The following is a 19,154-nucleotide window of genomic DNA, read 5'->3' as shown; positions in this document are numbered from 1 at the left end:
CGGAGCACTCATCTCGTGATGGCAGGCCAGACGGTGAGGGGCAGGTCGAGCAAGCCCGGCAGCGGATCGTTCCACGCGAGTGTCGCCCAGGCCCGGACACGTGCCATGCCTATGCGGCCGCCGGCATCAGCGTTGCCGCCGCGAAGGCGTCGCGAACCAGATACATCCATGACGCGCCTGGCGGGGCGGTGGAAGGCCGCACCGGCTCCGCCATTGGAGACGGAGACAACCGGCACCTGTTGCGCCCCGAGACTTCTGGCCAAGGCCAGCGCACCCTGGGAACCGCCGAGAATTACCACGCCAGACTTATTCAACCATCGAAACCTTTTCTCGAAATCCGCGGGACCATATCGAGGTTTCGTGAATAATTTGGTTGCTTAAAGCGACCAGAAAGCTAGGCGTTTCCGCGGACCGCCGCTACGAGCCGTTTGCTGGCGTTGGTGAGATTGGCCTTCTCCCGGATCAGCGCGCCGCCGACCAGATACATGACACGCTCGCCGTAAGCTGCCTGCATTTCCGGTATGCGCTCGAAGGTCATGCCGCCACCCGGCGCGGGAACGACCGGTTTGTAGCCGCCGAACTCCATCTGCGCGCCGCGCACGATCGACTGGCATTCCGCCAGCGTAAAGCCGAAACGGCCGCCGAAATTCGGGTACACCACCACATCGACCCCCATCAGGCGCTGCAGAAGGCCGAAATAGAAGCGATGCGAGAAACCCGTGGTCGGCGTGATCATGTTGGGTCCAGCGAAGGTCGGATGCGACACGATCGGCAGATTGAATTCCGGATCGGCAGCAAGCGCGCGGGTCACGTCATAGCCAGCCAGCGCCGGCGCCACCATGACGCCGCCGGCGCCCTTTTCCTTGGCCATCCAGGCGCGGTCGAATATCTGTGTTGCCGGGCCGGTGATGTTGGCCACATAGGCGGTCCGGCCGCCGGTCTTGGCATTGGCTTCGCCTACACCGTCGACACAAGCTTTCAGCCGATCGACGAAGGGTGATGTGCGTTGATCGACAAGACCATGATCGTCCTTGACCAGATCCATGCCGCCCAGCGCAAAATCATGCGCCAGCCTGCCCAGTTCCTGCGCAGAAAGGCCGACAGGCTTGATCGCCGACATCAGGATCGGTCCCTTGGCGACGCCGGTGCGCTCGCGCAGGCCCGGCATGCCGAAGCGCGGACCGGAGCACAGGTTGAGGATCCCTTCCGACAGTGAAATATCCTCAACGCGAATATTCGTTTTGATCGAGGAATTGCCGAAAATGATGTTCAGCAGCTGCAGGAAATCGCCGCCGATATCGTCATCGCTGTAGGAAATTTCGGCGACAAAGCCGCTACGGCCATCGAGGGCCGGCTCGAGCCTTTCCAGATGCCCAAGGATTTCGTCCTCGACATAGCCGGCGGGAACGGCATCCCGGGGAATTTCAACCGTCTGCTCCAGAGCGATATCCAGCGCACGGGCGCGGGCCTCCTGCTCGTCGGCGGCACCGATCCAGTAGGTGACCGAAAACCGGGCCATCAGAGCGCCTCCGCCTTCTGGGCCGAGTGCACGGTGTCGAGACGCACCGCCTCCAGTTCCGCATCCGGGATATCGAGCGTCTTGCCGAGCACGTCGCCGATGGCGGCAACGAGTGCGCTGGCGTCGAGCCCATATTTCTTCATGAGGTAAGGCTTCGAGGCGCCATGCGCGAAGGTGTCCTGCAGTCCGAGACGACGCAGTTTCACGCCGAGACCCTCTTCGGCAAGGATTTCCGCGACAAGCGAACCGAGGCCGCCATTGATCGTATGGTTTTCGAGCGTCACGACGCCTTTCTTGCCGCGCGCCACCCTGATCAGGCCATCGCGGTCGAAGGGCTTCAGCGTCGAGACATGCAAATGATGGATGCCGATGCCGCGGTTTTTCAAAGGCTCCGCGGCGCGCAGCGCTTCTTCCGTGCATACGCCTGAGGTGACAACGAGAACGTCATCGCCTTCGCTCAGCGTCCGGAGCTTGTTGAATTCGAACGGTGTCGAAAACAGCCGCGGGACCTCGCCGCGCAACACACGGACATAAACCGGGCCGTCGATGCTGTCGGCGACTTCGAGTACTGTTTCGACCTCGGTCGCGTCGCCGCATTCGAGGATCGTCATGTTCGGAATGGCCCGCATCACCGAAATGTCCTCGATCGCCTGGTGGGTGATGCCGCCCGGCGTGGTGATGCCCGGCAGGAAGCCCATCAGCCGCACCTTGCGGTTGGAATAGGCAATCGAATTGATGAGCTGGTCATAGGGGCGGCGATAGAGGAAGACCGAGAATGTATGCAGGAACGGTCGAAACCCCTGCATGGCAAGCCCGCCGGCAAAGGAGAGCATGTTCTGCTCCGCCATGCCGAGCGACAGGAATTGGTCGGGGTGGCGATCGCGAAAGCCATCAATTTCGCAGGACGAGGTCAGGTCGGCCGAAAGGCAGAGCACTTCCGGGCGCGCCGTGGCAAAGGTCTCGAACGCCTTGGCGTAAGGACGGTTGACGATCTCTACCATGTTAGATCCTCGCGATTTCGGCTTCGTCGATGCGAAGCTCGGCGGCAATGGCGCTCTGCATTTCCTGGCGCTCCTCGGCGGATTTGAAGCGGACATAGTGCAGACGCGGGAAGCGCTTTTTCAGGAATTCCATGCCCTGATAGGGCGAGGTGTTGGCGAGGATGATCAGCGGCTTGCCAGCTTCCGTGCTGTCGGCGGCTTTGCGAAAGGCGTCGAGGTCGTGGCCGTCGATAGAGCGGCAGGTGACGCCAAAGCTTGAGACGCGCGCCGGCAGATCGCCCAGATCGAGAACGGACGACATGGCGCCATCGCATTGCTGGCGATTGACATCGACCACGACGCGGATGTTGTCGATGCCGTGATAGGCCATCGCCGCCAGGCACTCCCAGGTCTGGCCCTCCTGGAATTCGCCGTCCGACATGTAGACCCAGACCAGGCCCTGTTCATCCTTGCGCTTGCGTGCCCAGGCAATGCCCGATGCCATGGACAGACCTTGCGCCAGCGAACCGGTGGTTACTTCCATGCCGGGGCTGTGCTCTGCGCCGATCATCTCGACAGAGCCGCCATCGCGATTGAAGTGGTCGAGCGCGTGCTCGTCCATGCGGCCCATCTGGATCAGCGCCGAATAGATCACCAGTGCGTAATGCGCCGGCGAGATGATGAAGCGGTCATATTCCGGTGCGAATGGCCCGTGATATCCGGCTCCGGTAAAGGCGTCCGGATTGCTCGCCGATGGCACCCCGGAAAAGGGCAGCGGCACTTTCGGCAGCGTCGGTTCGCCCAGCTTCAATGCTTCGTTGTAGAGGAAGGCGAGGCTTTCCGCTGCTGAACAGGCCTGGCTCAGATAACCACCATTGTTACGCATCGTGTGCAGGAAAACACGCTTGCGGATGCCCGCGGCGACGTCCTCCGTCTTCTGCTGGTTGGAAAGGGTCATGGTTGTCAGGTCCGTTCTGGAAACAGGGCTTTGAGGCCTTCGGGCGATGCCGTGGCGATGCCGCGCTCGGTAATCAGGCCGGTGATCAGCCGCGCCGGCGTCACGTCGAAGGCGGGGTTGGCGGCAGGGCTTCCTTCCGGCGAAACACGCACGGTCGAAATCGAGCCATCGACAGTGCGTCCCTGAACGAAGGTCACTTCGTCACTGTTGCGTTCTTCGATGGGGATCTCTTTAATGCCGTCATGCACGGTCCAGTCGATCGTCGGCGAGGGCAGGGCGACATAGAAGGGCACGTCATTGTCCTTGGCGGCGAGCGCCTTCAGATAGGTGCCGATCTTGTTGCAGACGTCGCCATTGGCCGTCGTACGGTCGGTGCCCACGATCACCATATCGACATCGCCATGCTGCATCAGATGACCGCCGGCATTGTCGACGATAAGCGTATGCGGCACGCCGTGGCCATTCATCTCCCAGGCAGTGAGCTGAGCGCCCTGGTTGCGCGGTCTGGTCTCGTCGACATAGACATGCACCTTGATGCCCTCTTCGACCGCCATATAGATCGGCGCGGTCGCCGTGCCGTAGTCGACGGTCGCAAGCCACCCGGCATTGCAGTGGGTGAGGATATTGACCGGCTCGCCCGGCTTCTTGCGGGAAGCGATCTCGCGGATCACCTCAAGGCCCGCAGCGCCGATGCTGCGGTTAAGCGCGATGTCTTCCTCGGCGATCTCAGCGGCCTTCCCGTAAGCCGCTTCAACGCGCTCGGAAACCGGAAGCTTGCGCAGAAATCCCCGCATGGCATCCAGCGCCCAGCGCAGGTTGATGGCTGTCGGGCGTGTTTCGTGCAGCACCTCCCAGACCTTGTCGAGCGCTTCGTCGCTGGCGTCCGATGTCATGGCGATAGCGACGCCGTAAGCGGCAGTGACGCCGATCAGCGGTGCGCCGCGAACCCACATGTCGCGGATCGCGACCGCGACGTCGTCGACGGTCTTCAGCGTGACAATGCGGAATTCATGCGGAAGCCATCGCTGGTCGATGATGTCGATCGAGCGTCCGTCCTCGTTCAGCCAGATCGTATGGTAGTGGCGTTCTCCGACTTTCAAGCAACTATCTCCTTTTCGAGCCGTCCGGCGAGCGCATTGATCTCCGCCATGCTGTGGATTTTGCGCCGGTTTACAGCCAGGTGTCGGCCGAGCTTGAGCGCCTTGGCTTCGCAGCGGGCGCGCAGATCGGCATCTTCAATGGTTTCGAAATCGGCATTGTGGGCGAGGCCAAGGATGCGGCGATGCATCTCGACACCGGCGAAGCCGAGCATGTCGGTCCAGATCGACTGCAGCACCTCGTCGAGCGCCTGCGTCGATCCCAGCGCATCGCCGCGATCCTCGAAAAGTGTCCTCTGGTAGAGAATGCCGTTGCGTTCGGTGTGCCACAGCCGGGAAAACTCGTCTCGGAATGTATCCCAGATGCCGACGACGACATCGAGAAGATAATCGCGCATATCCGCGCGGTCGCCGTCCTTCTCATGGCCTGCTTGCGAGAAATAGCTCATCCAGAAATTGGCGAGCAGCATCCCCACATCGAAAGCCATGGGCCCGTAGAAGGCAAATTCCGGGTCGATCACCCTGGTTTCTTCAGGCGTGACCATGACGGAGCCGGTGTGAAGATCGCCGTGCAGCAAGGTTTCGGCATTGGAGGCGAATAGATGCTTGAGGCGCTGCGCTTCCACCTTCAAATCGCGGTCGGCGCGCAGTTCCCTGACGATGCCGTCAAGTTGCGGCGTCGTGTGGCGATTGAGGGTAGCTTCGTAATAGGGATCGGAAAAAACCAGGTTTTCGGTGATGTCGCAGAGCTCGACATTGTCGGAAAACAAAGCGAGGTCTTCCTTGCGCTTGCGCGTCTCCATCGAAAGATCAGAACCGCGGAAGAGGGTGCGGGCGGTGAAAAGACCGAGATCGCGGGCGATACGCGGTAGTTGCTGGCCTTCGATCAGCGCCTTGCGCAGGATGATGTGCGGGGTCAGGAATTCCATGACGATGATCGCCTGCTCGCGGTCGAAATGCAGGATTTCCGGCACCATCCCGGGATCACGCTCCTGCTGGCGCACCAGAGCTTGATATTCGAAATAAGAGCGCTTCAGCGGCAGCGGCCAGCTTTCGCCGACCAGCCTCACATAAGGCAGCGCCTGCTTGACGACGACGCTTCCTTTCGTCCCGTCAACGATGAAAACCAGGTTGAGATTGCCGTCGCCAACCTCGCGGATTTTCCAGGCGGACGTGTCAACGCCGACGCGGTCCAGAATGGCTGCAGTGCCGCCAAGGCGCAGAGGAAGCGTCTGGGAATTCAATGCCTCGAATACGGTCATGGCTGGTAGTTCCTCCCTTCCCAAACGGTGGCAATTCGTATCGCCACCACCCCTCTCATCCTTTTCGTAGGACAGCATTCTATCAAATGTCAATGGACTTGACATTTGACGATACGCCGTCCTAGCATGATCGTCGAGGGAGGAGCATATGGTGCAAGAGGCGGTTTTCCGTATCGAGGGCTTGCGCAAGTCGTTCGGGCCGAACCAGGTTCTGGGTGGGGTCGATCTGGAATTGCGCGCCGGCGTCATCACTGTGCTGATGGGGGCCAATGGTGCGGGCAAATCCACGCTCGTTCGCATAGTCAGCGGCGTCTATGATCGCGACGCCGGGCGCATCACGCTCGCCGGACAGGTCTTTTCGCCGTCTTCGCCTGCCGAAGCCATTCGCGCCGGCGTTGTCACCGTGCACCAGAACATCAATGATGGCGTCGTCGCCGATCTCGATGTCGCCACCAATCTGACGCTCGACCGCTTGAACGGCAGGGGCGCGCCGCTGGTCTTCAATCCTCGCCGCGTTCGCCGCGAAGCTGCGGCGGTCGCCGCCCGCATGGGCCTGTCTATCGATCTGACTGCCCGGATCAGCGATCTTTCGCTCGCCGACCGCCAGATGGTGGCGATCGCCCGTGCGATGGCGCATGAGCCGAAGGTGCTTATCCTCGACGAGCCGACGTCCTCGCTGTCGAGCGCGGAGGCCGAGCGGCTCTTCCAGGTCGTCGAGCGGTTGCGCGCCCGCGGTGTTGCCATTCTCTATATATCACACCGCATGTCGGACATTCGCCGGCTCGCCGATACCATCGTCAGCCTCCGTGACGGTCGCATCTCCGGCATCTTCGAAGACCAGCCCCTGGATTACGAGGGTGCCGTCAATGCCATGCTCGGCAAGAAGATCAGCGCCGGCGACATCAGCGTACGCGCCGCCACAGCCCCCGTTCTCCATGCCGCAAACCTGCAACTCACCCCTACGTCGCGTCCGTTCTCGCTGACGCTCGGCGGTGGGGAAGTCGTGGCTATCACAGGTCTTGTCGGCGTCGGCAAGACAGCGCTTGCCGAGACCCTGTTTGGCGTCCGCGCGCCCGTCAGCGGCGGCATGACGCTCGATGGCGCGGATTACGCGCCCAGGTCAACACGCCAGGCCATCGAGCGCGGTGTTTTCCTCGTCGCCAAAGATCGCGGCGAGAACGGCATCGTGCCGGGCTTCAACATCTACGAGAATATCAGCCTGCCGTTTCTCAAGCGGATTTCGAATTTCGGTATTACCAGCCGCCGCAGCGAGCGTGACCTTGCACGCACACAGATCGCCTCGCTGGGCGTCGTCTGCCGCAGCGAACGCGACGAGATGAGCACGCTGTCCGGCGGCAACCAGCAGAAGGTCATGGTCGGCCGATGGCTGACGCAGGCCTCGCGCGTGCTGATCCTCGACGAACCGTTCCAGGGGGTCGATATCTCGGCGCGGCGCGATCTTGCGGCCAAGCTGCGCGCCTCGGCGATCGGCAGGGCGACACTGGTCTTCGTGACCGAACTCGATGAGGCATTTGAGATCGCCGACCGTATCCTGGTGATGTCCGAACACACGCTCGTCGGCGAACATCGCAATGCCGATATCAATGTGGACAAGCTTCTGGCCGAAATTGCCGGTCAACATCAAATGGTTGGTTGAATGAACCTGGAACAGACGAAGACCCTTAACGCTGCGACCGGAGCCCCACATCCGGTCCACAAGCTGACGATCCGCGAACTGGCGATCAAATACGGCTTCCTGGTGCTGTTGCTCGGCCTTATCCTGTTTTTCTGTGCCTTCACCAATGGCTTTGCCTCGCCGCAGAGTGCCGTCTTTATCCTTCAGTCGGTAGCGATCACCGGAATCCTGGCGCTTGGCGTCACCGCGACGCTGGTTGTGGGCGGTTTTGACCTGTCGATCGGCTCGGTGGCGACGACGGCCATGATGGCTTCGTCCTACGTCATGGTCGTCATGGGCGGCGATGCATTCACCGCGATGCTGGTTTGCATCCTGATCGGCGTCGTCGTCGGTCTGATCAACGGCTTCCTGATCGTCTACATGCGCGTGCCGGATCTGCTGGCGACGCTCGGCATGATGTTCCTGCTCGTTGGTCTGCAGCGCATTCCCACCGAGGGTCGCTCGATCGCGACAGGCATGACCATGCCCGACGGTTCGGTTGCCAGCGGCACCTTTTCTCCGGCCTTCCTGGCGCTTGGCCGCCATCGCTTCGATTTCGTCCTGCCGAACCTCGTGCCGGTATCGGTCGTGGTGTTGATCCTGCTTGCCATCGTCATCTGGTTTTTCCTTGAATACACCCGCTTCGGCAGGATGATGTATGCCGTCGGTTCCAACGAGCGTGCCGCCCAGCTCGCCGGCGCGCCGGTCAATGCCTACAAGATCAGCGCCTACGTCATCTCCGGTGTTTTTGCCTCGATCGGAGGCATCCTGCTCGCCGCTCGTCTCGGTCGCGGCGACATCGCCTCGGGCAATAATTTGCTGCTCGATTCCGTCGCCGCTGCGCTGATCGGGTTCGCAGTTCTTGGCGCTGCCAAACCGAATGCCTTCGGCACCGCGATTGGAGCCCTGTTCGTCGGTGTCCTGTTGCAGGGGCTGACGATGATGAACGCACCCTATTATACCCAGGACTTCGTCAAGGGCGGCGTTCTGGTCATTGCCCTCGTCTTTACCTTCGCCCTCTCGCAAAGGCGGAGATAGAACCTTCGGCCAAGCAGGAAACTAATTAAAACAACAACATGATGGAGGAACCCCAATGGCGATTACGCGTAGAATTCTCGGAAAACTGACCCTCGGCCTCATTGGCGCCTCGACATTCGGAGGCGTTTCCTTCGCCGCCGACATGCCGGCCCCGTTCGACAAACCCGGCGACGTGAAGATCGCCCTGGTTCGTTATCTCTCGACCGGCGATTTCTTCCAGTCCTATCTCTCAGGCGTCGAAGCCCAGGCGAAGGCCCTTGGTGTCGACCTGCGCGTACTTGATAGCCGCCAGGACGCAGCACTGCAGGCCGACATGGTCGACCAGGCGATCGCGCTCGGTGTGCAGGGCATTATCATCCAGCACGGTTTGAAGGAATCCATGAAGGAAGCCGCCCAGCGTGCTGTCGACGCGGGCATCAAGGTCGTCGCCTTCGACGTCGACGTCGAGAATGACCAGATTCCGCAGGTCGAGCAGTCAGATCGTGATCTGGCCCGCCTGGCTCTGGAGCAGGCGATCAAGGACAATGGCGAGAGCTTCAAGGCCGGATATGTCTACGTTGCCGGTATCGCGCCGCTCGACCGCCGCGATGAGACGTGGAAGGAATTCAAGAAGAAGTATCCGGGCATCAACGAAGTCGCCCAGTTCGGCACGATGGATAACCCGATCGCAAACTCTGTCGCCAACCAGGCCCGTTCGGTCATCTCGGCCAACCCTGACATCACAGTCATGTTCGCGCCCTACGACGAGTTCGCGAAGGGTGTGAAGATCGCCGTGGACGAAGCCGGCATGTCGAGCAGCGTCAAGATCTATTCCGCTGACATATCGACGTCCGACATCGCCGCCATGCGCGAGCCCGATAGTGCCTGGGTTGCAACCGCCGCAACCAACCCGACCGTTGTCGGCCAGGTATCTGTCCGCACGCTTGCCATGCTGCTGGCGGGCGAAGATCCGGGCCACAATGTCATCGTTCCCCCGACCCTGATCACCCAGAAAGACCTGATGGACAGCGACATCAAGAACATGGAAGAACTGGGCGCCAAGCTGCCGCAGTTCGCCCATGCAGACGTCGCCATGCCTGCATGGATGCCGAACCCGAACGCCAAGTGAGTGCATCCCGGCAAATTGGGCGGCCTGAGGGCCGCCCCTTATGCTGATGACCGCAATGTCGCTGCTATATTCCCGGCGCCTACTGTTGTCACATTGGCATGTCTAGGCCGCGTCGGTCACTTCATTCCAGCGGGAGAGCAGGCGCCGGGCCATTGAGGTGGTCACCACCAGATGCGATACGAAGCCGCCCTTGATGGCGGCGACCAGCGGTTCGAATTTGGCATCCTCCTCCACCACCATCATGCGCTTGGGAATGGTGCGAATGGTGTCGAGATCCGCCGAAATGCAGCGGCGGTTGTGGGCGCAGTCCATCCAGCGGCCATTCCTGTCGATGATCTGGCCGGCAATGACGCCGCCGGCGCCCGCTTTGCCCAGCGCATGCATTTCGTCAGCGGTCAGCGCGCCGCAGCGCACCAGATGGCTGTCGCTTTCGCAGCCGCCGACCGAGTAGAGGACGAGCTGACAATCTGAAATGGCCGCAAGCTGTTCGCGGATGACGGGTTCGCCCCGCAGTTCGTCAGCCAGCCGCTCGGAACCTAGCACCAGGGGAGCATAGATGTTGATCCCCTCCGCATTCAGACGGCGCGCGATCTCGGTGGTGCATTGGTCCGGGCGGTAATTGTAGGGTGCGCCGAGATTGCCACAGAGCTGCATCACCGTGACGCCCTGCAGATCCGCATAAGGCAGAACGTCAGCAAGATGATAGACCGTGCGCCCCCAGGCAACGCCGATACGGTCGCCCTTCTTGATGAGTTCGAGGAATACCGCAGCCGCAACGACCGGCATTTCCGCCGCTGAATCCATCGCATGCCGGTCTTCGGGCACGATCCATACGGAAGCCAGGCCGGTCGTATCCTCCAGTTCGCGCGCCAGCACATCGTCGGCGAACAACTGTGTCGAGGTAGATATGCTGACGATACCGGTCTCGCGGGCGCGGCGCAGATACATGGCGACGGATGCGCGAGAAATACCAAGCTGTTTGGCCACTTCATCCTGTCTTAAGCCATGAGTATAATAAAGCCATGCGGCTTTGTGCAGGATCTGATCCGTAGACCGAACTGGCATTCTGGTTCCTCGTCGAGACAATTTTAGACATTATTCACGGGGTGTGACAAAAGTCAAACCGCCGCAGCAGCCTTAGGTAGCCACCGGGAATCGCTACTCAGCGGTCATTCAAGTGACAGCTATGTATATGGGATGTTGCAAAAGGCGAAGATACAGGCGCCGAATATTGGCGGTCTGAGCAAGGCGTCCGGCACAATCCGACCCGCAACGCAACCCTCGATCATCATTGTCGAAGCGCCCGGTTTTGGCGATGGAAAGAAAAGGAAAGCCAAGCCGCGGCAATGCTCGGAATGCCAAAGACCCAGATAGTGCCGTTCAGCCGTGGGGACAGTGCCTTGCCTTCGATCCGACGATGCCTGGGCATGTCGATGCCTGCAAAGCGCTGTGTGAATGCTCCATTATTCTCAGACGGTGGAGCATTTGCCGTTTATTAAATCGTGCCCGCGCGATGTCCAACTCGTCCTGAGGCCAAGGTGAGCGTGACTTTCTGTTCAAGCTCCTCCGCGGAAAAAGGCTTGCCCAGAACCTGATTACCGGCAAATTCGGTGGGCAGGCCACTCGCACCATATCCCGTGCTGAATACGAAAGGGATTTGCCGTTCCCGGAGAATTTCCGCGACAGGAAAACTAGGCTGGCCAGCCAGGTTGATGTCCAGCACCGCCATATCGACCTCTATCGTGTCGGCGATTGCCTTCGCATCCGACAACTGGGACACCGAAGCTACGATCTGGCAGCCGAGATCCTGCAGCATATCCTCTATCATGAGGGCGACCAAACCCTCGTCCTCCACGATGAGAACCTTAAGGCCGGAAAGATCGCTCATGCCTTCACCTGCCCAACCGGGATTGATATGCGGCAGGATACGCCTTCGGGTTCAAAGGCGAGGTCAAACTCGCCCCCGAGATCGCGCTCAATGCAACGTTCCATCAGCCGGGTACCGACCCCGCGCCGGGTAGGGGGGCGAACCAGTGGACCGCCACGTTCATGCCATTCAAGGATCAGCATAGCTTGATCGTTGCCCTCCTCCTGCAGGTGCCAGGCAACGCCGAGCGACCCTTTTTCCGATGAAAGCGATCCATATTTTATCGCGTTGGTTGCGAGCTCGTTGAGAGCCATTGTCAAGCTCAGCGCTGCCCGCGGATTCAGGCCGACCGATGGTCCGTCAATCATGATCCGCTTCACCGCTTCACTGGCGGCGAGCGGTGTCAGCACCGCCCTGGCAAGCGAATCCAGAGGGGCGTCATCCCAATGCCGCTTGGTCAAGAGATCATGGGCCCGCGCCAGCGCCATGAGTCTCGATTCAAAGCTACGCAGGAAGTCCTCCAGACCGGCAGCGTGCCTGGCAGTCTGTCCCGCCAGCGATTGCACGGTTGCGAGAGTGTTCTTGACCCGGTGATTGAGCTCGTCGATGAGAATCTTTTGTCTGCTCTCGGCCTGCTTCTGCTCGGTGATATCGACGAGCATATTTATCGCGCCGATGAGATTGCCGCCGGCATCGTGAAGCGGAGTGGGATAGGGAACGAAGGGAATGCGGGTGCCGTCCGGCCGTTCCGCGATGGCCTCGGCGCCCCGAACCGGGCGGTTTTCCTTAAGCGCGACCGCCATCGGGCATTGGTCGTGCGGCAGAGAGGTGCCGTCGGGATTGAACAGACGCCATGTCACGCACCACATGTCGCCAGGCTGTGGCGTCCGTCCAGACATTTCTACGGCTGCTTTATTGTAGAAGGTGATCCGGCCTGCCGCATCCGTGGTATAAACCGCTGCCGGCAGCGCTTCCAGCAAATCTCGCATATGCTGTTCGCTGGAGCGTATCTGATCCTCCATCTGCTTCGCGATGGTGACATCCTGTATTACGCGTACCCCATAACGGAAGCCGCCCGCGTTGTCCCTTACGGAAGAACTGCGTATATCGAGATAAATTGTCGTTCCATCGGGCTTCCTCGCGCGCTTGCGCAGCACATAGCTGTCATGTTCTCCGAGGGTCTGCTGTGTATAGAGAGCTTCGTCCTCCTCCCGGTCGTCCTCGTGGGTGTAGTCCAGGAAGGTCATGCTGAGGAGTTCCTGGCGAGAGCGGCCCAGCATTTGGCACAGAGCATCGTTTACACGCAGCAGGCGGCCAGCCGAGTCTGTTTCAGCAATTCCAATGGTCGCCGCTTCATAGGTCGCCGCCAGACGTTCCTCGCTGTCGCGACGCGCGCTTTCGGATTCGAAAAGTTCGGTTACATCCGTCGTGAAGCAGCGTGTGTTGATGAACTCTCCGTCTTCAAAGCGGCTGTTGGAGGTGATCAGCACATGTTTGATCGAGCCGTCGCTGGCGCGAAGCCGGGCAGGATAGCGGTCGAGCTTTTCCCCACCCGACAATTTGTGAAGGATGTCGCCAATGATCGGTGCATCTGTATGAAATTCGGCAATATGGCGTCCGACATATTCTTCGGCCGTATAACCGAGAAGAGCGAGTTCAGCCTTGTTCGCGCGCTGGATAATGCCGTCACCTCCGACGATATGAAGGGCGATCGCACTGTTTTCAAAAAAATCTTCAAGGTCGGCGCTCTTGCGACGCACCTCGTCTTCCATCGCCTTGTGCGCAGAAATGTCCTGGAAGCAGTTTATTGCACCCTGGATACGCCCGTCACGGTCTCTGAGGGCGCGGATATTCACCAGGGCGACGATGCGCGAACTATCGGGTCTTTCCATGATGACCTCGGCGTTCCGGGTCTCTTCGCCGGACAAAACAGCCGTGGCCATTGGGCAGATATCATGCGGCAAGGGCGTGCCGTCCGGCAGAAAAAGAGCATGGGACCCGCAGAATCGCTCGGGTTTTTCTCCAAGCAGCGGCGTTCTACCCCAAAAGTTCGCAGCTTCCTTGTTATAGCGAACGAGCCAGCCTTCGTGATCGCAGAGGTATACAGCGCCCGGAATGGCATCGAGGACGCTGGGCGCCGCCGCTACAAGCGCTTCATATTCACTGGTCTCACTGAGTTTTCGCCCCGATATCGGAAATTCTTCGACATTCGACATTTATAATTCCTAATCAGCCCTGGTTGTTGCCGGCCAGGGCGATCTGTACGACTGGAATACAAAGCGTCGAATTTTCGCCAGCTTTGCGCCCAACTGCCTTGATTTCGCACACTGTTCGCTGACAAAACAAAGCCCTATAATACGTTCGAACAAGTGTTTTGTTCCATCTGGCGCGAAAATATCGAACATTTTTTAGCCTGCGAAGCCCTTCGAATCATAGCGCAAGCATTCACATCAGTTCAACAATAGCTCGGCTGCCGCATCCTCAGGGGGCGAGCAAACATGCTCGCCCCTTCTTTGGGTCGGGTTGACTAGTATGGTAGTAGTCCATATTCTGAAGCTGAGGGGAGGATTTAAAAATCATGCATGTGCGTACTGCGACCACGTTTCCCGTGCCTCCCCATGTCTATCTGGAAAAGGCTGTGGGTCCCCAACTATGGCATGCGATCCGCGAATGGATATTGCGGGGCGAATTGCTGCCCGGCGCGCGGCTTTCCGAGGTAGATCTGGCAAACGTCTTCGGTGTCAGCAGGCAGCCTGTACGCGAGGCGTTCATCAAGCTTGCCGAGGAATCGCTGCTGGAAATCAGGCCGCAGCGGGGAACCTATGTCAGCCGTATCCGCATCGATGCCGTCACCTCGGCGCGATTTGTTCGAGAAGCGGTGGAAGCAGACATTGTCCGGCTCGTCGCGGCGCAGCCGAGCGATGAACTGATCCATGATCTGGAACGTCTTCTCGATGAGCAAAGGCTGGTGGCGGAAGGACCGGAGCCCCAGGGCTTTCTGGCGCTCGACGAGCAATTCCATCGCCGCCTTGCCGAAGCGGCCGGGCAGGGACCCGGCTGGGAGATCCTTCAGCCGTTGAAGACGCAGATGGATCGCATGCGCTACCTCAATGCGCGGCATTTTCCGCGTGACCGGCTTATCACGCAACATGCCGACGTGGTTTCGGCAATCCGCGAACGCGATCCCGATGCCGCCGAAGCGGCCATGCGGGGGCATTTGCGCCAGATTCTCGATGATCTGCCTGTCATGGCCGCAGCTCTTCCTGATTTCTTCGAGCCACGCGGAGGGATTGCAACGTGACCTCCGCTACCGCGTTCGCCATGGATTTCGTGCCCCGCTGGATTGCCTTCGCCACCGATCAACAGGCGGGTGGATTGGTGGAGCGCCTCGATGGCGAGGGGAGGCCGGTCTTCGGCGAGCCGAAGACGACACTGGTGCATGCGCGGACGGTATTTTCCCTGGCACATTTGTGCCTGGAAACAGGCAATTCAGCCCTTCTCGGCCCCGCTCGAAGAATTCATGCTTTCATGGATGCGCATCTTCGCCATCCCGAGGGCGGCTATCGCTATGCCATTGATCCAGACGGCAGCCTCCGGGAGGACGCAGCAAGTCGGACGCGGCGCGCCTATGACCAGTCCTTTGCGCTTCTGGCTCTGGTGACGTTGCAAAAGGCCGATCCCAAGGCTGTGCCCGAGGGGCGCATTGAAGGGCTGTGGCGTTTCATAGAAGAGCTGACGGAACCGGTGACGGGCGCTCTATACGAAGATGACCAGATGGCTCGAAGCGGTGCGCGGGCTGGCGAGCGCCGTGCTCAAAACCCTCAAATGCATATGCTCGAGGCGGTCCTGCAAGCCTATGAATTGACCGGCGAAAGCGTATGGCTCGAGCGCGCGACACGCTACATCTCATTGTTGCAAGACTATTTTATCGACCGATCGACCGGCTCCGTTCGAGAATTCGTGAGTCACGATCTCTCGTCGCTTGAAGGGGCCGAAGGGCAGCGGCGTGAGCCGGGACATCAGTATGAATGGGCGTGGCTGCTGCATCGTTATGCCGATCTGAGCGGCCATGAAGACGTCCGGTCCCTGGCCGACCGGATGACCGCGTTTGCCGATGGGCACGGCATACGCCGGACGGGAGATCCGCTCGACGGCGCGCTTTTCGATGCATTGAAGGCAGATGGCAGCGTCATTGAAAATACCCATCTTCTCTGGCCGTTGACGGAGGCGGGCAAACTTGCCTGTGCGCTTCATCTGAGGGGCGATGTTCATGCCGCCGCAAGAGCCGAAGAATTGGAGAGGCTGATCTTCAGCCGGTTCTTTGCTGCCGATCAGGTCCGATGGGTCAATCAACTGGATGGCCGCGGCGGCGTGATCTGGCCCGACGCGCTCAGCCGGTTGATCTACCACGTCGCGCTGTTCGTGACCGAAGGGGCGCGGGCAGGGCTCTGGTCCATACAGCCTGAACTACGCATTTCGCTATCATCATCACCATAGGGAGGAACCGACTGATGATCCATGCTACACGTATTGCTGCGCTTGCAGGCGCATTTTCGCTGTTGGGCGGCGTTGCCGTCGCCCAGGAATTCCAGTTCAATCTATCGACTTCGCAGCCGGTTACCGATCCTCTGGTCATCGCTATGCAGGGGGCCGAAAAGCGCATCGAGGAGCGCTCGAAGGGCCGTGTCGTTGTGACGATCTATCCAAGCTCCCAGCTCGGCGAAGACAATGACGTGCTCGAACAGATCCGCGGCGGCGCCCCAATTGCGGTGCTGGTCGACGCCGGACGTCTTGCTCCGTTCAAACAGGAACTGGGCATTCTCGCCGCGCCTTATCTGGTTGACGACTACACACAATACGCAGCCATCACGGGATCGTCGGTCTATAAGGAATGGGTCGAGAAGCTTGCCGCCGATGCAGGCTTGCGCCTTTTGAACTACAATTGGTTCCAGGGCACCCGCCAGATGTTCACGAAGAAGCTGATCGAGAAGCCCGCCGATCTCAACGGAGTTCGCGTTCGCACAATCAACGCTCCCAGCTGGATCGCCACCATCTCCGCCATGGGCGCGACGCCAGCTCCAATGGCGTGGTCTGAAGTGTATTCCGCCCTCCAGCTTGGTGCGGTCGACGGCGCCGAGGCACAGCTGACCGGTGCGGCCGGCATCAAGCTGCAGGAAGTCACCACCAATGTCGCGCTGACCAATCATATCCAGCTATTCACCGGATTGGCGACGTCCGAGCAATGGTGGAAGTCACTGCCGGAAGACATTAAGACCATCATAGACGAGGAGTTGAAGGCAGCCGGTAATGAAGCCACGCGGATGACAGCGGAAAAACTGGCCGAGGTGCGCTCCATGATGGAGAAGGCGGGGGTTGCCTTCAACGACGTGGACCTTGCACCGTTCCGTGAGGCGACCGCAAAGGTGTATGAGGAAGTCGGGCTGATCGAGGCTCGGGAGGCGCTCAAGCCCTACCTTCCCAAGGCGCAATAAAACCATTGGACGCTGGATATCGGCAATAGCCGGCGCGGGGACGACCCGCGCCTGAATCCTTCAGTTCAGGATTTTCTTCCGTGAAGAAAGGGACAGCGATGCTGTGGCGCATCTATGACAGAGTGGAGCTCGCGCTTGCGCTCATCTTGCTCGTGGCAACGGTATCGGCCGTGCTGGTTGCCGCCATGGGCCGCACTCTTGGGGCTCCGGTGACGTCAGCACCCCAGTTTGCACAGTTGTTCCTTCTTTGGACATGCATGTTCGGCGCCGATCTGTGCATGCGTCTCGGCGAGCACATCCGGGTATCGGCGCTGATAGACATCGCCCCGCCGCGTGTCCGAAAAATGCTATCGGCATTTTTGACGATCCTGGTCCTGGTGTTCCTGATCTGGATTGCCTGGCATGGTTTCCATCTGGCTGCCGGAAATTGGTCCCGCGAATTGGGCGCATCCGGCCTCAGCTACGGCGTTGTCACATTGGCACTGCCTGTCGGCGCCGTTCTGATGGTCATATCGACGCTTCGGCGCTTGGCCGCGAAAGGCTGGAGCGGGGTTTTCGAACCTGACACCGATGCCGAGGAGTATCCCCTGTGATTTCAACGATGATCCTGGTAGGCGCGCTCGCGCTGATCGCTCTGGGCTTGCCCGTCGCCTTCGCCATCGGCATAGCAGGCTCGGCTTATTTCCTGCTGCCGTCGGTTTTCCTGCCGGACAGCACGGCGGTGCAACGTATCGTGGCTGCCAGCCAGTCGTTTCCGCTCTTGTCGGTGCCGCTATTCATTCTTGTCGGCAATCTGATGAACAGTTCGGGTATTACCCCCAGGCTAATAGGGCTGGCGACAACAGCGGCCGGATGGATGCGCGGCGGTCTTGCTCAATCCACACTAATCCTCAGCGCGCTCATGGGCGGCGTCTCCGGATCGGCAGTGGCGGATGCGGCCATGCAGGCGCGAATTCTGGGCGAACCCATGGTTCAGAAAGGCTACAGCCGCGGCTTCACCGCCGCCTTGCTGTCCATCGGCGGGCTTATCACGGCAACCTTGCCGCCAAGCCTGGGCCTCATCCTGTACGGCTATCTCGGAGAAGTCTCGATCGGCCGGCTTTTTATCGCAGGCATCGTGCCGGGCGTTTTATTGACTGTTATTTTGATGGCGGCCACCTGGGGCATTTCCGCGCGCCGCAACTATCAACCTGAAAACAAGCGCCCACCGACGCTTAGCGAAGTCTGGGTGGATTTCAGGCGCAGCTTCTGGGCGGTATTGTTTCCGGTGTGGTTGCTGATCGGAATTCGCTTTGGCATTTTCACTCCGTCCGAAGCGGGGGCATTCGCGGTGGCCTATGCCCTGTTCATTGGCTTCGTTGTCTATAAAGAATTGACAATTCCGGCATTGATCGACGCGCTGGTGCGCAGCGTGAGGGATATCGGAATGATCATGCTGATCATCCTGCTGTCAGGTGTTTTCGGCTATGTCATCACCTTTGAGCGTGTGCCGCAATCGATTGCCGAGTTCTCTCTTACCGCCATCACCAATCCGACGGTTCTGCTGTTCGCGATCTGCGGCTTCCTTCTTGTCCTGGGCATGCTGGTCGAGGCGACCGTGCTCGTGATGCTTTTGACCCCGATCCTCGTTCCGGTCATCACCGCTGCAGGCATTGACCCAGTGCATTTCGGGCTCGTCATGATGACGCTCGTGACCTTTGGCGGGATGACGCCACCGGTTGGAGTTTCGATGTTCACCGTTTGCGGCATCCTTCGCTGCTCATACAAGGATTACACGATCGAGATGATCCCGCTCGCCGCCGCTGTCCTGTTGCTGGTCTGCCTGATGATCCTGTTCCCACAGATCGTCCTCTTCCTACCGAACTGGCTGATGTAAAAGGCGTTCCCACCAGTCCGGCAATCTTTGCCCGCTGCGGATCGGGTCGATCCCTCGACCCGTGTTCTATACCCAACGCTCACGGACCGACCGTCAGCGAACGCTTTCCCGTGCCACCAGCCGGTTCCGCCGCAGACCTATGCTGCCGCGAATGGTTGCCATTTTTCAGTTTGCACCACCTTACGGCTCTCATAAACGCGTCGCTCAGGCGGGCTTGAGGCGGGCGCTTGCTCGATCACGCAGCTGATGGCGCTCGGGTGCAAATTTGTGGCGGGAGGACGG

Annotated in this window: 17 protein-coding genes; 8 read left to right on the top strand and 9 right to left on the bottom strand. The window is 59.9% G+C overall.

The features are described from left to right. Window positions 1–8: 8 nt before the first annotated feature. From DUT91_RS00555 to mtnK, 6 genes are all read right to left on the bottom strand, one after another. Window positions 9–263, bottom strand: a complete 255-nt coding sequence (locus DUT91_RS00555) for a hypothetical protein (protein WP_147272133.1) — start codon at window positions 261–263, stop codon at window positions 9–11. Between the two features lie 131 nt (window positions 264–394). Next, a complete protein-coding gene (locus DUT91_RS00550) occupies window positions 395–1,519 on the bottom strand; it encodes a RuBisCO large subunit C-terminal-like domain-containing protein (protein WP_245419423.1) in 1,125 nt (374 codons plus the stop codon). Next, window positions 1,519–2,520: a transketolase family protein gene (locus DUT91_RS00545; protein WP_114438438.1), complete on the bottom strand. Its 1,002-nt coding sequence runs from the start codon at window positions 2,518–2,520 to the stop codon at window positions 1,519–1,521. The genes DUT91_RS00550 and DUT91_RS00545 overlap by 1 nt, the downstream gene beginning before the upstream one ends. A gap of 1 nt (window position 2,521) precedes the next feature. Beyond that, the gene (locus DUT91_RS00540; protein WP_114438437.1) at window positions 2,522–3,457 is read right to left on the bottom strand and encodes a transketolase; all 936 of its coding nucleotides are present in this window, start codon (window positions 3,455–3,457) and stop codon (window positions 2,522–2,524) included. A 5-nt stretch (window positions 3,458–3,462) separates the two neighbouring features. After that, window positions 3,463–4,557, bottom strand: coding sequence for an S-methyl-5-thioribose-1-phosphate isomerase (gene mtnA, locus DUT91_RS00535; RefSeq protein WP_114438436.1), 1,095 nt, complete (start codon window positions 4,555–4,557; stop codon window positions 3,463–3,465). Beyond that, window positions 4,554–5,816 carry an S-methyl-5-thioribose kinase gene (gene mtnK / locus DUT91_RS00530; protein ID WP_114438435.1) on the bottom strand — a complete coding sequence of 421 codons (1,263 nt, stop codon included), beginning with the start codon at window positions 5,814–5,816 and terminating at the stop codon, window positions 4,554–4,556. Before mtnK ends, mtnA begins: the two co-directional genes overlap by 4 nt. A gap of 148 nt (window positions 5,817–5,964) precedes the next feature. Between mtnK and DUT91_RS00525 the strand changes: the two genes are divergently transcribed. Genes DUT91_RS00525 through DUT91_RS00515 form a run of 3 tightly spaced genes read left to right on the top strand, consistent with a single transcriptional unit; the run spans window position 5,965 to window position 9,637 of the window. Then, complete coding sequence (locus DUT91_RS00525) at window positions 5,965–7,473, top strand: sugar ABC transporter ATP-binding protein (protein ID WP_114438434.1); 1,509 nt, start codon at window positions 5,965–5,967, stop codon at window positions 7,471–7,473. Further along, window positions 7,474–8,529, top strand: a complete 1,056-nt coding sequence (locus DUT91_RS00520) for an ABC transporter permease (RefSeq protein ID WP_114438433.1) — start codon at window positions 7,474–7,476, stop codon at window positions 8,527–8,529. Between the two features lie 55 nt (window positions 8,530–8,584). Further along, window positions 8,585–9,637, top strand: a complete 1,053-nt coding sequence (locus DUT91_RS00515) for a substrate-binding domain-containing protein (RefSeq protein ID WP_114438432.1) — start codon at window positions 8,585–8,587, stop codon at window positions 9,635–9,637. Between the two features lie 102 nt (window positions 9,638–9,739). Here DUT91_RS00515 and DUT91_RS00510 read toward each other — a convergent pair whose 3' ends face one another. The 3 genes from DUT91_RS00510 to DUT91_RS00500 form a co-directional block, all read right to left on the bottom strand. Beyond that, window positions 9,740–10,702, bottom strand: coding sequence for a sugar-binding transcriptional regulator (locus tag DUT91_RS00510; protein ID WP_114438431.1), 963 nt, complete (start codon window positions 10,700–10,702; stop codon window positions 9,740–9,742). Between the two features lie 430 nt (window positions 10,703–11,132). After that, window positions 11,133–11,525 carry a response regulator gene (locus DUT91_RS00505; RefSeq protein ID WP_114438430.1) on the bottom strand — a complete coding sequence of 131 codons (393 nt, stop codon included), beginning with the start codon at window positions 11,523–11,525 and terminating at the stop codon, window positions 11,133–11,135. Beyond that, the gene (locus DUT91_RS00500; protein ID WP_114438429.1) at window positions 11,522–13,720 is read right to left on the bottom strand and encodes a PAS domain-containing sensor histidine kinase; all 2,199 of its coding nucleotides are present in this window, start codon (window positions 13,718–13,720) and stop codon (window positions 11,522–11,524) included. Before DUT91_RS00500 ends, DUT91_RS00505 begins: the two co-directional genes overlap by 4 nt. Before the next feature lie 362 nt (window positions 13,721–14,082). Between DUT91_RS00500 and DUT91_RS00495 the strand changes: the two genes are divergently transcribed. From DUT91_RS00495 to DUT91_RS00475, 5 genes are all read left to right on the top strand, one after another. Then, window positions 14,083–14,805, top strand: coding sequence for a GntR family transcriptional regulator (locus DUT91_RS00495; protein ID WP_114438428.1), 723 nt, complete (start codon window positions 14,083–14,085; stop codon window positions 14,803–14,805). After that, on the top strand, window positions 14,802–16,001 hold the full coding sequence (locus DUT91_RS00490; RefSeq protein ID WP_114438427.1) for an AGE family epimerase/isomerase: 1,200 nt from the start codon (window positions 14,802–14,804) through the stop codon (window positions 15,999–16,001). Before DUT91_RS00495 ends, DUT91_RS00490 begins: the two co-directional genes overlap by 4 nt. A 14-nt stretch (window positions 16,002–16,015) precedes the next feature. Continuing rightward, complete coding sequence (locus DUT91_RS00485) at window positions 16,016–16,996, top strand: C4-dicarboxylate TRAP transporter substrate-binding protein (protein ID WP_114438426.1); 981 nt, start codon at window positions 16,016–16,018, stop codon at window positions 16,994–16,996. 80 nt (window positions 16,997–17,076) lie between these two features. After that, window positions 17,077–17,589: a TRAP transporter small permease gene (locus DUT91_RS00480; protein ID WP_147272132.1), complete on the top strand. Its 513-nt coding sequence runs from the start codon at window positions 17,077–17,079 to the stop codon at window positions 17,587–17,589. Beyond that, window positions 17,586–18,872: a TRAP transporter large permease gene (locus DUT91_RS00475; protein ID WP_245419421.1), complete on the top strand. Its 1,287-nt coding sequence runs from the start codon at window positions 17,586–17,588 to the stop codon at window positions 18,870–18,872. The genes DUT91_RS00480 and DUT91_RS00475 overlap by 4 nt, the downstream gene beginning before the upstream one ends. The last annotated feature ends 282 nt before the right edge of the window (window positions 18,873–19,154 follow it).

The sequence above is a fragment of the Paramesorhizobium salinisoli genome (assembly GCF_003335045.1).
In the GTDB taxonomy this organism is placed as follows: domain Bacteria; phylum Pseudomonadota; class Alphaproteobacteria; order Rhizobiales; family Rhizobiaceae; genus Paramesorhizobium; species Paramesorhizobium salinisoli.
Note: the sequence above shows the minus strand (reverse complement) of the source record. Positions and strands in the feature narration are given on the sequence as shown.

Bases quoted from the DNA above. Each gene is read 5' to 3' on its own strand.
- DUT91_RS00550 (WP_245419423.1), bottom strand. From the start codon at position 1,519: ATGGCCCGGTTTTCGGTCACCTACTGGATCGGTGCCGCCGACGAGCAG.
- DUT91_RS00545 (WP_114438438.1), bottom strand. From the start codon at position 2,520: ATGGTAGAGATCGTCAACCGTCCTTACGCCAAGGCGTTCGAGACCTTT.
- DUT91_RS00540 (WP_114438437.1), bottom strand. From the start codon at position 3,457: ATGACCCTTTCCAACCAGCAGAAGACGGAGGACGTCGCCGCGGGCATC.
- mtnK (WP_114438435.1), bottom strand. From the start codon at position 5,816: ATGACCGTATTCGAGGCATTGAATTCCCAGACGCTTCCTCTGCGCCTT.
- DUT91_RS00525 (WP_114438434.1), top strand. From the start codon at position 5,965: ATGGTGCAAGAGGCGGTTTTCCGTATCGAGGGCTTGCGCAAGTCGTTC.
- DUT91_RS00520 (WP_114438433.1), top strand. From the start codon at position 7,474: ATGAACCTGGAACAGACGAAGACCCTTAACGCTGCGACCGGAGCCCCA.
- DUT91_RS00515 (WP_114438432.1), top strand. From the start codon at position 8,585: ATGGCGATTACGCGTAGAATTCTCGGAAAACTGACCCTCGGCCTCATT.
- DUT91_RS00510 (WP_114438431.1), bottom strand. From the start codon at position 10,702: ATGCCAGTTCGGTCTACGGATCAGATCCTGCACAAAGCCGCATGGCTT.
- DUT91_RS00505 (WP_114438430.1), bottom strand. From the start codon at position 11,525: ATGAGCGATCTTTCCGGCCTTAAGGTTCTCATCGTGGAGGACGAGGGT.
- DUT91_RS00500 (WP_114438429.1), bottom strand. From the start codon at position 13,720: ATGTCGAATGTCGAAGAATTTCCGATATCGGGGCGAAAACTCAGTGAG.
- DUT91_RS00495 (WP_114438428.1), top strand. From the start codon at position 14,083: ATGCATGTGCGTACTGCGACCACGTTTCCCGTGCCTCCCCATGTCTAT.
- DUT91_RS00485 (WP_114438426.1), top strand. From the start codon at position 16,016: ATGATCCATGCTACACGTATTGCTGCGCTTGCAGGCGCATTTTCGCTG.